This window comes from Salmonirosea aquatica, assembly GCF_009296315.1.
GTDB classification, from domain to species: Bacteria; Bacteroidota; Bacteroidia; order Cytophagales; family Spirosomataceae; genus Salmonirosea; species Salmonirosea aquatica.
This window is the reverse complement of the sequence record NZ_WHLY01000002.1, coordinates 883,637-896,768: the sequence shown is the minus strand read 5'-3', so window position 1 is coordinate 896,768 and position 13,132 is coordinate 883,637. Positions and strand designations below refer to the sequence as shown.

Sequence of the window (13,132 nt, the reverse complement as noted above, 5' to 3'; positions counted from 1 at the left end):
TTTGTGCACTTTTTTGCAGACATCCGATAAAATTCGAAGACTGTAATTACTCTACATACCCGTTGTTCCAGAAATGACCCCCAGTTCATTTTATTCGCTCTTGAGTACCTTCACCGGATTACTCCTCGCGGCCTTCATCGTTTGCGAACCGATCATAACGAATGCAATCAGCAATACCGCCAGCAGACCCGCGAATAGCTCGCCGATTTGTACCGGTGTATGATAGGGGAAATTCCTGAGTACAAAGTTTTCGAATAAAAGGTAGGTCGCGGGCAGCGCGATGAGTGCCGATACGGACAACAACACTAGAAAACCGCGACTCAGCAGGTAAACAAGGCTGCCGTCGCTGGCGCCCATCACTTTTCGGATGCCGATTTCTTTGAGTCGGGTTTCGGTAGTGAACACCACCATCCCGAACAACCCCATCGATGCGATGGAAATGGCCAGGAATGAAAGGAAGCCAATGATCTTGATCATGGTGGAAAATTCGCTGTAGGCCTCTTCGATGGCTTCTTCGTAAAATTTGGCCTTCAAGGGATGAACCCGATCGATTTTCTTCCAGGTGGACTCGATCTTGTCCATCGTCGCTAGCAGATCCGTACTTTGTATTTTGGCATTAATGATTGCCCCGTTTTCCGGAGTCCAGAACGTGAATGCCACCGGCTCGATGAGGTTCTCGATTTTGCCATAGTGAAAGTCTTTCATGACGCCCACAATGGTCATTTTGTGGTCATTCATTTTGAAATTGCTGAATGTGATCTCCTCTCCGATTGCTTTTTCCGGGTCGCTGGCACTGATGTTGAAGCGTTTTAAAAACTGCTGGTTCACGATTATTTCGTGGGCATCGCTGGCTGTGGTAGGGCGTGCTCTGAAATTTCCCCCGGCAATGAGTTTGTAGCCATGCAGCGGCAAGTAGTTTTCGTCCACGTTGTTGGTCATGACCAGCGCAGAATCCCGGGAATCTTTGTATTTCATGTAGCCGCCCCAGGCATTTCCGACGCTGGTGACGATCAATGATCGGGACAAGGCCGTAACTTCCGGCATCTCGCTCAGTTCCTTCATCAGTACATCGGGTTTATTGCCCTGCATATTGATGTTCAGGATGTTTTCAGTAGTGTATCCCAGATCGAAAGCCAGTATGTTTTTGTACTGCACATAGCCCACGACGGTTGTGGTGATAAAAATCAGGGTGACGGTATACTGAATGACCACCAAAGTGCGTCTAAATGTTCCGTGTTTGAAGGCTTTCACCTTCGATACATTTCTAAGCGCCTGAATCGCGCTGACCTTCGAAAAGAATAGGGCAGGTACCAGACCGGCCATGACACCCACGGTGACCGAAAAGACGATAAATGCTGCAACCATGGACGGCGTAAGGTCGAGCTTCACGGTGCGCTGCATCTCCGGGGCCAGGTTGATCAGCTGCGGCCGCAATACGAGAAATAGAAAAAATGAAAGCAGAAGGGCGGCCAGAGAAATCATGATTGCCTCGGTCAGGAACTGTTGCCACACCTGGCTTTTGCGGGCGCCGATCGCTTTGCGAAGCCCTATTTCCTTAAATCGGCGCATGGCCCGCGCAATCGAAAGGTTGGTATAGTTGAAACATGCCGACAGGATCACCACGAAGGCCAGCCCACCCAGTATCCAAAGCACAATCGGAGGCATGTGTGGGCCTCTGGAGCCACTCATGGAGCCGGAACGGAGATTTTCTCCGACCACGATATCATATAAGGGAAGAAGCTCGAGTTGGATTTTTGTATTTTCTTCGGCGAGATTTTCCTCTTTGGCAAGGGCATCGAGCTGTGACTGAATGGCGGTGATGTCGGCCGTTGGAGGTAACAGCAGGTACACGGAGTTCGAAAACATGCTGGTCCATTTTTCGAAATTCTGATCGTTCCTATTGAGTTGCTCGGCCGTTGACAGCGATACTAACGCTTCGAAATTGATGTGCGAAAAGAAGGGAACGTCTTGCATGACGCCAGTCACCTGATAGTCGAGGGTATCGAATTTGATCACCTTGCCCAGGGCATCTTCACTGCCGAAGAGTTTCCTGGCGGCAGTTTCCGTAAGAACGACCGAGTAGGGGTCTTTCAGTGCCGTGTCGGGATTGCCTTCCAGCATCGGAAAGGTAAAGACCCTAAACAGCGACGGCTCCGCCCAGAAGCCTTTGATGGGAAGAACATGGTCGCCAACCCGCGCATCCTGCGTAAAGTCATTGCGCAGAATAGCTACCTCTTCAAAGCCGCTCACTTTCTCGCGAATGAGCTTCCCGGTTTTGAGGGATGTCGATGCAAACTTGCCGCCCTGTGCTCCCTTGAAAGTAGCTACGCTGGTGATGCGATAGATACGCTCACCCTGCTTATGGAAACGGTCGTACGAACGCAGGTCGAGCACGAACGCGATCAGCAATAACCCGACGGACATACTGATGGCAAGGCCGACGATATTGATGGACGAGAACAGTTTGTTACGCATCAAGCTGCGTCCCGAAGTTTTAAAGTAGCTTCCGATCATGATCCAGTTGATAAAAAAATTGACAAGTGTTGGTTTGCGTACCGTATAGGTTCTGAAAAACTTGAAGGCATCGATGATGTAGATTAGCTTCGCGCGACGCGGCCCGACGGATCGCACATTCCGCTCGAAGTACTCATGGAGATCGCCGGTAAGATCCTCCACCAGTCCGGGCTTACAGTACCATTCTACAAATCGCTGCGCCCAGGCGGGCGGTTGGGGTGACCGTGGCTCTTCCATGCTACGCTTTTTTCCAGACCAGCGACGGTATCCTATCCCACAACTGATCGCGCATCGACTTGGCGCTTACCAACGCGGCCTTGCCCGGTATGGTCAGTTGATAGAATCTTTTGCGTTTCCCACCCCGTACCTTCGTGGCTTCCCCCAGCTCACTTTTCACAAGGCCCTTCTCTTCGAGGCGGTTGAGCACGGCGTGTACCACGCCCAGTTTTACCGAACGGCCCGTTTGTTCTGTGAGCTCGTCGCAGATCGCGACGCTGTAGGCTTCTTCCATCAACGCCGCGACGGTGAGCAGCACCAGTTCTTCAAATTCTCCGAGGTTTGTACCTTTCATCTCTGATTTTAATTGCGTAAATGTATGTAAAATGTATTTATTATACATACAAAATGTAAATAAATACATTAATAGTAGGGGAAATATTTAATTACCAATTGCTTACGTCTTAGGAATTAGTATAAGCCTTAGATAAAATTTATGTACTTAGAATTGGTAGGTGACTGCAAGCTAGATTCATTCACCACCTGCAAGCTGGCGGAATCGTGAGAATGAAAAGTGAGAACAATAGTACAATAGCTCATACGGTAATAAAGTACTAACATACCTTCGGTTTAAAAAGTAATAACTTCGTCTGTGGTAGAGTACTCAACCTAATTAGATCAGGAATTTCTTCACAGTTAAAAATACCCCTTTCTTTCTCCATGAGAAAAAACGTCGTCCTCATTTCCGCCTCTGTCGCAATCCTGGCCTATCTCGTGTACATTGTCTTGTCCGAAAAGCCATTCGCAATAAAATTTCAGGAGCCGAAACCACCCTATCCCTATCATACCGAAGAAGTACAATTCAAGAACGACCAGGCGGGCATTACGCTGTCAGGTACCCTGACTATACCAGAAAAGGATGGAAATTTTCCGGCCGTGGTACTGATCACCGGCAGCGGCCCTCAGAACAGAAATGAAGAAGTTTTTGGACATAAACCTTTCCTGGTGATTGCCGATTACCTGACCCGGCAGGGTTTCGCGGTTTTGCGGTACGACGACCGGGGCGTTGGCCAATCTACCGGAAATTTTATGACAGCGACTTCGCAGGATTTTGCCGCCGATGCGGAAAGCGCGATGGCCTATCTGAAATCCAGAAAGGAAATTAATCTGGAAAAAATGGGTGTGGCCGGGCATAGCGAAGGCGGACTCGTCGCCGCGATTGCGGCATCCCGCTCAAAAGATATCAGCTTTGTTATTTCACTGGCCGGACCGGGCGTTACCGGTATCGAAGTGATGACCTTACAGGCGGAATTAATCGCGCGGGCCGGCGGTGTGGACGAAAAAGGAATAGCGATGCTTAAAAAGATAAATCAGGAAACTACCGATATACTCAGGAAATCCACGGACACGACCCAACATGACCGCATACGTGAAGGATCACATGCAGAATTACCCCGAGCAAATGCTACCTCCCGGACAAACCAAAGAGCAGTTTTTTAGAAACCAGATCGATGCCATGTGTACGCCCTGGTACCAGTTCCTGTACCAGGTAGAGCCAGCAACCTATTTTGAGAAAATTACTTGTCCGCTACTGGCAATAAACGGAGCGAAAGACTTGCAGGTGGATGCCCGGCAAAATCTGCCTGCTATCGCGGCAGCAGTAAAAAAGGGAGGCAATCAAAACGTGACGGTGAAGGAACTACCCAATCTCAATCACTTTTTCCAGCAGTGTAGCATCGGCCATCCGAGCGAGTACGCAGGCATTCAGGAAACTTTTTCGCCAACCGCGTTGGCCGTCATGTCCGACTGGTTAAATGATCAGGTGGAGTGAAGGTTACTCGCTAACTCGAATTCTTGGTTGTCTTAAGCGGGAAGGACAATTTTTTTGTTCGGCCCGGTAGTTACAGACTGTCTGTTTTAATTCGGTACTCATCTCCCCCTATGGAGGTGACCATCATCCAGTATTCTAAAGATTAATCCTTCGTGAGTTTATTTAAGGGGATGGTGGAGTGAGTAAAGATTTAGACTTTCGTCGCTACCTCAATAACTATCTTCCCCCTGGCGTGTCCTGCTTCCACGAATCGAATCGCTTCAGGTACTTCGCTCAACTTGTAATTCTTTTCGATCACAGGTTTTACCTTCCCGGTTTCAATGAGTTCTTTCAGAATGAACAAATCTTTCTGGCTGGGCTTAGCCAACATTGCTCCCAGCTTTTTTTCCTTCCCTGAAACCAATGAACCCAGGAGCAACGCCTGAAACATCTGGGCGTTTACCCCGCCGGTCATGACGTACCTTCCTCCGGGGTTCAGGGCTCGCTTGTACGCCAGGATTGGATGGTAGCCATTGGCCGCCAAAATCAGGTCGTATGTTGTTCCTTTTTCCTGTGCTGCCAATGCGGTAAAATCTTCTTTGGTGTAGTCGATAACGTGATCGGCACCCAGGGAACGCAGCATATCCAGTTTTCCCGTACTGCCCACTGCGGTGACCTCGGCGCCAAACGATTTGGCAATTTGCACGGCAAAGGTTCCCACTCCACCCGATGCTCCATTGATGAGTACTTTTTCCCCCGCACTGATTTTTCCTTCATCACGCAAGGCCTGTAAAGCCGTGACTGCCGCGCAGGGTACGGCCGCGGCTTCACCAAAAGTCAGGTTGTTTGGTTTTAAGGCGAGCAGGTGTTCGGGCACGCAGGTGTACTCCGCAAATGCTCCAAAACTACTAGCCGACAAATCTGCGAATACTTCATCGCCTGCCCGGAACTGACTGACGTCCCGGCCTACTGCTTCCACCCGGCCAGCCATATCGAAGCCAAGGATGTTGTGTTTTGGTTTTAAAAGCCCCAACGACAGGCGGGCAAGCAGCGGCTTTCCACGCAGCAAGTGCCAATCGCCGGCGTTGACCGATGCGGCATATATTCTAACCAGTACCTCTTTGTCACCAGGCGTGGGTTTTTCTACCTCTTTGAGGGTAAGAACATCGGGTGAGCCGTACTCCGTGCAAACGATAGCTTTCATGGTAATTGTTCGTTTTATAGTTAATTGCTACGAGCAAATTACTGATAGTTAGCAGATACCTTTTGAGAAATTGATACGTGGCGATTTCTTTACGCTCAGTGGGAATATGCCTACGTCGACTAAAAACCCAATCGTAGACGCAATGTAGCAGACAGTAGTAAAATTCACTCTAGAACCAGCTGACTTTGAAATGGCTCTACTTCGCCAGACGGATATGACCCAACAAACTATTTCAGAAGACTGGACAAGATTTCAAAAACTCACACGATCGACATCAGGATAATAGAAATCAGCGCTACTACCCTCATCGGGGTAGTAGCAATGCCCATTTTCCGGGATTTCGGCCAGCCGAATATCGAAATAATGGGAGTCATGGTGAGTATGCCCAGCATGAACGTGGCAGTACCCACCAACCTGGGCATCAGCAGGGAGGAAGGATCGCTTTTCATGGGGGTACCTGGTGTAGTGGCGAATAACAACGTGGTCATCGAAAAAATGGAAATGATGAAAAGGTCAGGTGGACTTCTGGGTTTGGAGGTAGCTTTTAATCAATTCCAGATAGTGATCTAGATCCGGCGTAGGGTAGTCCTGCAGCTTGGCGGCTTCGTCCCAGCGACGCATGCGGATGATCAGGTCAAAGTACGGATTCTTTTCAAATTCTTCGGCTTCGGCCGTTTCCATCGGACCACCCTGAAAGGCGAGCGTCTGGATGCTGGCTTCGGACAGCGCGGCGAAATAAGCGGGATTTTTCCAGGTAAGGTACCTTTTGGCATTCACATGGTTTTCGATCAGGATCCCCACCTTATCGGAAAACCCGCGCCTCCGCAGCCAGTCAGCGGCTACGCCTTCGTGGTCACGGCGGCCGTAGTCGTCCATAAGCTCGGCGGGATCGTCGGTAGGCAGCATGTGGCCGATGTCGTGCAGGAAGGCGGCGATTTGTACTTCCTCATCGTAGCCGTCGCGTACGGCGAGTTCGGCGGCTTGCGCAGCGTGTTCAAACTGCGAGACATCCTCGCCGTAGTAGGGTTCGCGGCCATGTTGGTCAAATAGCGACTGGATTTCAGTCAGGATTTCTTCGGTAGCGTAAGGCACGTTTTTTAGATATGAGTTATGAGATATGAATTATGGGCGAGGCCTTATGTTTTGTTGGGTAAATAACCTGTTAGAAACCTGTGTGGAAGCATTGATCAAAAGTTTGGTGATACTTTAAAAAAATCTTATATCTCATAATTCATATCTCCTATCTATTTTATTGCTTCCACAATGGCCTTTCCCGTCCAGCATTCGAACGGTTTTACTTTCAACACTTTGGCGATGGTCATGGCGGTGTCGAAGGTGTCGATGGAGGTACTAAGTTCGTGATTTTTCTTTATGCCTTTACCCGAGATAATCCACGGAATGGTCATTTCGGCGCGGCTGGTACCCCCGTGGCCTTTGCCCACGCCGCCGTGGTCGGCCGTAATAAGGACTACCGTTTCGTCAGCCTTTCCCGAGGCCCGGATCGCGTTCATGATTGTGCCGATCAGTGAATCGGCCTTGCTTACCGATTTGTAGTAGGTAGGGGTACCATGCCCGGCGTCGTGACCGGCGTGATCCACATGGTCGAGATGCACAAAGGTAAACAGCGGGGCGTTGGCCGCAATGTACTCCGCGGCTCGCTGGGCGGTATCGTCTTCGCCCTTACGGTCCTCCTTTACGGTACATACATTATCCTCCAGCAGTCGCCCGAAATCGTCCCAGTCGTAAAAACAGGCGATGACGGCCTCGTTTTTTTGTTCCCGAACGGCGCGGAAGATGGTCGGGTACAGCTGCCCGTTGGGCCCGCCGCAGTACGACTTATCGGCAATGTCGGTACGCTTCCAGTCGTTCGACCACACCTCATGGTGGGCGGGTGAGGTACCTGTGATCATCGAAGCCCAGTTCGGACTGCTCGAACTGGGGTATACCGCTTTGGCATTCAAGGAATAACTGCCGTTTTTCATCAAGGAATCCAGCACGGGCGTCGAGGCGTTGCGGATGCCATCGGGACTCAGGCCGTCGAGGCCGATGACCACGACGCGTTTTTGGGCAAAGGCAGAATAAGACAGGAAAAGGGTCAGGAATAGGAAGTATCGCACAACGGAACAAGTTTATGAGTTGAAAATCAATGAGTGGCTGTATTATACGGCCAGGATATGAGGCTCCATAATAAAAGCGGGAGTAAGGTACCCCCGCTTTTTAAAAACATCATAACCTATGAGGAAAAAATTATTTAGAGATCCAAAGGGCGTCGTTGATATTGTCTTGTCCGCCGAATTGACTCTGGATAGCCGCCTTATAATTGAGTTCGTTGGTGGTGCGCTCCGAGAACGGGTACTGCCAGCGCGTGGCGATGCGGCCCGAATTGCCCGTACCTACGCCCGTCAGGAAGGAAGGTACCCCCGTGCGGCGGTAGTTGAAATAAGCTTCCATGCCCGAGTTCATGAAGAAGGCCAGATACTTCTGGGTCAGGATTTTGGTCAGCCCGGCGGCATTGTTGCCATCGTACTTGACCAAAGGTTGTGCGTAGTAGGTATCGAAGTTGAAGTCGATGGTATAGGTACCAAAGTCAGCGGCGTCGCGGCCTCCGGTGCGGGAATAGCGCAAAGCAAGGGTACCATCCTTCACACCGTAGAATTCCTGCGAAGCCTTGATGCCCTGCTTGTACCATAGCTCGGCGTCGCCGCTGGCCCAGCCACGGTTGATACCCTCAGCCAGATTAAAACATAGCTCAGGGTACCCCAGAATAAACACTGCCTCGCCCACGTAATTGGAGTAATAGCGCGAGCGGCTCTGGAACGAATATGCGCCGGGTGCGAAGCCCGCGCCGTTGTCACGACCCGCTTTTTCGCTCATGTCGGTGAGGTCTTCGCCCGAGCTGGCACCTACAAAAGCCGTGAAGTCCGAGGGCTTTTTTCCCGCTTTCAGTTCGGCACCGGCGGGCTCGGCCACTACCATCACGCGTGGATCTTTGCGGGCTACCAATAAATCCACGTAGGTTTTGGCCATATTCTGGCGCGTGGCGTCGAAACCGAAGTTGTCTGGGTTGGAGGGGTACTTGTTAAAGTTGTTGGAAATGAACTGGAGGTTGTCGCCCATCCCTTCGAACAGCGGAAATTTGGCGGGATTGTTCAGAACCTCCGCAAAACGGCCTTTCACGTTCAGTTCGGCGTCGCTTTCTTTTTTGCTGAGGCGAATGAGAATGCGCAATTTCAGGGCATTCACCGCTTTCTGCCACTTGCGCAGGTCTCCTCCGAAATAAAAGTCTCCAGCCACGGTATTTTCGCCTTTGGTGATCAAAGAAGCGAGGTCCGCGTTGGACTCATCCAGCCATTTCAGAATCTGTACATAAATCGCTTTCTGCGAATCGTACTTAGGCGTAAAATTGTCGTTGCCCGCCAGCGCTTCCATCACGGGCAGGTCGCCTACCCGAATGGACATCTGATCGAAGAAGAACGCCCGGAAAAACTTACCCAGCGCCGAGTAGCCGTTTACGTCGGCAGCCCCGGCGCGTTTGGCTTCCTCTTCCATCCGCACCACATTTTTCAGCGTGAAGTAGTGATTCGGCATTTCGCCCCACTGGTACTCGTTGGTACCGTAGTAGTTATAATTAATCGCATAAAACTGGTTCCAGCGCATCTCGGAGCTGAACGGCCGACCCGTGTTATTGTACAGGTCGTATTCGATGCCCTGCAACACCAGCGACGCCGGTGCCGATACGGCACGGTTGGGATCTTTTTCGAGCTCCTCGAACGATTTATCGCAGCTCGAAAGGGCCAGGCCCACTACGAGGAAAGCGAGGGTGATATGCTTATTGATTTTCATAATAGTTTAGTTGTTAGGTTGTTCGCTGCAAGTGACAATCGACGTATGAAGAGACCTTTGTGCCTTTGCCACTTAGTGCCTTTTTAAAATGTCAAACTTACATTCACGCCGTACCTTCTGGTCGAGGGCGTCTGCAAACCTGAGGAACCGTCGGTGATGTACTGGTTGAGGTCAATGTCTTTTTTCTCGGCAAAGTACAGTAGGTTGCGCCCTACGAGCGATACCGAGGCGTTCTTGATGAACTTGCTTCTTTCGAGTAATCCGGCTGGTAGAGTGTACCCGATCACGACTTCGCGTAGCATCCCGAACGAGCGGCTCATCAGGTTGCCCTCATCGGAGTTGTAGTAGCGGCTTACCCAATCCTGCAGGAATTGCTGGGTAGTATTGGGGGTGAACGTCAACTCGCTCATATTGGTGATTTTACCGTCGGCATCGTAGTTGAGCGATGCGCCATTGGCTACCTGTACGCCTTCACCTACCCAGGTTTTGTTGCCCAGATAGTCCTGGTAGCGAGCTTCGCCCATGGCTCCCTGCACCAGGTCGATGTGACGACCGCCCCGGAAAGTCTGCTTCTGGATGTAGTTGGAAATGATGCCGCCGATGCGACCGTCGAACTGGAAGCTGAAATTGAAGTCGCGGTAACTGAATTTATTGTTGATTCCGAATACAAACTTGGGATTTACATAGCCCAAGAACTGATTCACCGGCAAGTAAATGGGGCGGCCCGAAGCGTCGTTGATAATCTGCCCGTCGTCCGTTTTGGCAAAAGCCCGGCCATAGTATTTATCCAACCGGTCGCCTACCTTGAAGAAAGTATTCAGCGCGTCCACGCCGGGATAAATTTCCGTGAGTACCTCTTTGAAGGTGGAGTAATTAGCCACGATATTCCAGTTCAGGCCCGTAGCGGAACGCAAAGGCGAGCCCGTCAGTGCTACTTCCCAACCCGTTTTGCGGGTTTTGATGCCATTCACCAAAGCCGAGCTGTAGCCCGTAGTGGTGGAAATGGGCAGCGAGAAAATGCGGGGACCTTCGTTGGAAACAAAGTAGGTCACATCCAGGCCGATGCGGTTTTCCAACACGCGAAAATCAAGACCTACCTCCGATTGGGAAGTCGAGCTGGGCTGTAGGTTGGGGTTGTTGAGCGTATTGGTGTAGTAAGCGGCAGGGGTATTGTTGTAAGCAAACGGAGTGGAGTATACGGCGGCGTTCTGGTAGGTAGGTCCGTCGTAAGGCGAGTAGTACTGATCGCCGTACCCCAGCGGATTGCCGTCGCCCAAGGCGGGAGTAGTACCGATCGTCGAGCGGGTTAGGGCATCTTTCACGTTGGCGTAGGAACCGCGCAGCTTGAAAAACGATACGACTTTGGGCAATTGGATATAGTCAGAAAGTACCGTGGAAAGCGCCACGGAAGGATAGAAGAAGGTATTGTTTCCGCTAGGCAGCGTCGAAAGCTTGTCCACCCGACCCGTGGTCGAAACGGTAAACAGATTGCGGTAGGTAAAATCCGCCGAATAGTAGGCTGAGTTTACACGCATAGCCGAGGCGAAATTGGACGTGCGGACGGGGTTAGCGGAATTGTTGAAATTATACAGACCGGGTACGTTCAGATAGTCTGTGGAGCCGTACTGCGAGTTGTACTCGAAGGTACGGATGTTGCCCCCGGCCCATACTTTGGCGTTGAAATCTTTGAACAAATCCTTATCAAATTTTATCAGTACGTCCGTGTTGTTTTCGAACAGGTTCCGGCGATCTTCGCGGTAGTCGCCCCGGCGTTCGTCGCGTCCGTATGATCCGGCGGAGTAGGGCATCTTCTCGTTACGGAACAGGTTCCAGGTCGTTACCTGTGTGCGTAGCATCACATCCAGGAAGTCAGTAATCTTGTAGTTCATCGAAGCCTGGCCGATCACATCGGTTTTATAGTGGCCGCGCAGCCACTCGTAGCTCATAAAGTACGGGTTGTTGTAGCGCTGGTACTCGGCGTAAATTTGCTGAATCCCCTCTTTGCCCGGCTGCCAGTAATTGCGCATATCGGCCACGTCCCAGTCGGCGCCAGCCCAGAGCGTCATATTGTATATGATAGAATTGGGACCGTAGTTGACATCAGGAATATTGGGCGTATACTGGCGGTTGTACTGTAGGCCCGACTGGAAAGTCAGCCGCTTAGAGAAATTATAATCCGCCGTGACGTTGAAGTTCGTGATGTTCAGCTTGGTGTTGGGGACAATGCCTTTCTGCGAAATCTGGGAAGCCGAAAAACGCAGGTTGTATTTCTCGCTCGAAGCCGCTACCGAGATATTATTGGTTGAAAGTACCCCCGGATTCAGGAAGCGGTTCAGATTGTCTTTTCCCCGTGCTATCCAGGGGGTACCCTGCCGCACGCCCGTTACCGGATCGACGGGGCTATCGTACTGCGGAATAGGCTGTCCCTCAAATTTGGGCCCCCAGCCGCCGTCGTAATCGCCGTCGTTGAGTCCGCCGCCCTTGCCATCACCGAACGCATAGCGGCCATGGTCGCCGGGACCGTACTCATCCTGTACCTTAGGAATGGCGTAAAAGCCATTGTCGATCATCGTGGACGAATTTACATCCACCGAAAAACCGCGCTGGTCTTTGGTACCGCGTTTGGTCGTAATTAGGATAGCGCCATTTTTACCCCGGAAACCGTACAGCGCCGAAGCCGTCGCACCTTTCAGTACCGAGTAGGTTTCGATGTCGTCGGGCGAAATATTCCAGGTATCGGAGTTGACAGGTACCCCATCGACCACGAAAAGTACATCCGAATTACCCCGCAACATAATGTTGGGCTTGCGCAGCAGTTCCTGCTGGATTCCTACCGTAAGCCCGGCTACTTTGCCCGCCAGCGCGTTGACGGCATTGGGTTCACGGGCCTTTACCGTCGATGTGCCGTCGACAGTCTGGATAGCTACCCCGATGCGGCGCACGTCTTTCTTGATACCCAGCGCCGTCACGACTACTTCCTGCAACTGGCGCAGGTCGGTGGACATAGCAACGTCGATGGTCGAGCGGTTGTCAATGGAGATTTCCTGGGTGGTAAAACCCACAAAAGAAAATACCAGCGTGGTGGCCGTAGCCGGAACGCTGATTTGGTACTTTCCGTCAATGGCCGTGCTGGTACCTACATTGGTACCTTTGATCACAACACTGGCACCCGGCACGGGCTCACCCGTAGCCTGGTCGGTCACCCGGCCCGTGAGCTGGTTTTGGGCGAAGGCTTCCAGGCAAAATAGCCCCGCCAACAGAATGCATGAAAAAGTCCGAAAAAAACGAGTTTGGAACGGTGGAGAAAATACACGTAACATCATACGCTTTAAAGAGGTTGGTTAGAGTAAGACCATCGAAAAGGGAAGGTGTCCGAAACCAGGAACGCTTCCAGCCGCAAAATTCGACAAAGGCAATGGCGGGAGCGGTTAAGCATATGTGAACTGTTTTTGAATTTTTTTTTAAAGATTGGGTAACTGCGTAATTCAGCCGTAATACTCGACGTTTGGTTTCGATACGTTGATTTATAATATTTTAGTTTTCAA

General features: G+C 51.1%; 10 protein-coding genes. 2 read left to right on the top strand and 8 right to left on the bottom strand.

The window, feature by feature from the left end; all coding sequences use genetic code 11:
• Positions 1-90: 90 nt before the first annotated feature.
• Both GBK04_RS04790 and GBK04_RS04785 read right to left on the bottom strand, forming a co-directional pair.
• Complete coding sequence (locus tag GBK04_RS04790) at positions 91-2,751, bottom strand: ABC transporter permease (protein ID WP_373330717.1); 2,661 nt, start codon at positions 2,749-2,751, stop codon at positions 91-93.
• A 1-nt stretch (position 2,752) separates the two neighbouring features.
• The gene (locus tag GBK04_RS04785) at positions 2,753-3,085 is read right to left on the bottom strand and encodes a PadR family transcriptional regulator (protein ID WP_152757325.1); all 333 of its coding nucleotides are present in this window, start codon (positions 3,083-3,085) and stop codon (positions 2,753-2,755) included.
• Between the two features lie 365 nt (positions 3,086-3,450).
• Here GBK04_RS04785 and GBK04_RS04780 point away from each other — a divergent pair, with 365 nt between their 5' ends.
• Together GBK04_RS04780 and GBK04_RS04775 are read left to right on the top strand one after the other, a co-directional pair.
• Positions 3,451-4,230: an alpha/beta hydrolase family protein gene (locus GBK04_RS04780; RefSeq protein WP_152757323.1), complete on the top strand. Its 780-nt coding sequence runs from the start codon at positions 3,451-3,453 to the stop codon at positions 4,228-4,230.
• A complete protein-coding gene (locus tag GBK04_RS04775) occupies positions 4,193-4,561 on the top strand; it encodes a dienelactone hydrolase family protein (RefSeq protein WP_373330716.1) in 369 nt (122 codons plus the stop codon). The genes GBK04_RS04780 and GBK04_RS04775 overlap by 38 nt, the downstream gene beginning before the upstream one ends.
• A gap of 190 nt (positions 4,562-4,751) precedes the next feature.
• Here GBK04_RS04775 and GBK04_RS04770 read toward each other — a convergent pair whose 3' ends face one another.
• From GBK04_RS04770 to GBK04_RS04745, 6 genes are all read right to left on the bottom strand, one after another.
• Positions 4,752-5,744: an NAD(P)-dependent alcohol dehydrogenase gene (locus GBK04_RS04770; protein ID WP_152757319.1), complete on the bottom strand. Its 993-nt coding sequence runs from the start codon at positions 5,742-5,744 to the stop codon at positions 4,752-4,754.
• A 260-nt stretch (positions 5,745-6,004) separates the two neighbouring features.
• Complete coding sequence (locus GBK04_RS04765) at positions 6,005-6,232, bottom strand: hypothetical protein (RefSeq protein WP_152757317.1); 228 nt, start codon at positions 6,230-6,232, stop codon at positions 6,005-6,007.
• 25 nt (positions 6,233-6,257) lie between these two features.
• Positions 6,258-6,836: an HD domain-containing protein gene (locus GBK04_RS04760; protein ID WP_373330715.1), complete on the bottom strand. Its 579-nt coding sequence runs from the start codon at positions 6,834-6,836 to the stop codon at positions 6,258-6,260.
• Positions 6,837-6,988: 152 nt separating this feature from the next.
• Entirely contained in the window at positions 6,989-7,861 is an 873-nt protein-coding gene (locus GBK04_RS04755; RefSeq protein WP_152757316.1) for an alkaline phosphatase family protein, read from the bottom strand.
• A gap of 130 nt (positions 7,862-7,991) precedes the next feature.
• Positions 7,992-9,587 (bottom strand): SusD/RagB family nutrient-binding outer membrane lipoprotein, encoded by a 1,596-nt coding sequence (locus GBK04_RS04750; RefSeq protein ID WP_152757314.1) that lies wholly within the window; start codon positions 9,585-9,587, stop codon positions 7,992-7,994.
• A gap of 83 nt (positions 9,588-9,670) precedes the next feature.
• Positions 9,671-12,907, bottom strand: a complete 3,237-nt coding sequence (locus GBK04_RS04745) for a SusC/RagA family TonB-linked outer membrane protein (protein ID WP_152765871.1) — start codon at positions 12,905-12,907, stop codon at positions 9,671-9,673.
• Positions 12,908-13,132: the final 225 nt, after the last annotated feature.

What these genes read in the sequence shown, in the direction of transcription:
- GBK04_RS04745 (WP_152765871.1), bottom strand. Translation starts at nt 12,907, where the DNA reads ATGTTACGTGTATTTTCTCCACCGTTCCAAACTCGTTTTTTTCGGACT.
- GBK04_RS04770 (WP_152757319.1), bottom strand. Translation starts at nt 5,744, where the DNA reads ATGAAAGCTATCGTTTGCACGGAGTACGGCTCACCCGATGTTCTTACC.
- GBK04_RS04765 (WP_152757317.1), bottom strand. Translation starts at nt 6,232, where the DNA reads ATGACCACGTTGTTATTCGCCACTACACCAGGTACCCCCATGAAAAGC.
- GBK04_RS04780 (WP_152757323.1), top strand. Translation starts at nt 3,451, where the DNA reads ATGAGAAAAAACGTCGTCCTCATTTCCGCCTCTGTCGCAATCCTGGCC.
- GBK04_RS04775 (WP_373330716.1), top strand. Translation starts at nt 4,193, where the DNA reads ATGCTACCTCCCGGACAAACCAAAGAGCAGTTTTTTAGAAACCAGATC.
- GBK04_RS04785 (WP_152757325.1), bottom strand. Translation starts at nt 3,085, where the DNA reads ATGAAAGGTACAAACCTCGGAGAATTTGAAGAACTGGTGCTGCTCACC.
- GBK04_RS04750 (WP_152757314.1), bottom strand. Translation starts at nt 9,587, where the DNA reads ATGAAAATCAATAAGCATATCACCCTCGCTTTCCTCGTAGTGGGCCTG.
- GBK04_RS04790 (WP_373330717.1), bottom strand. Translation starts at nt 2,751, where the DNA reads ATGGAAGAGCCACGGTCACCCCAACCGCCCGCCTGGGCGCAGCGATTT.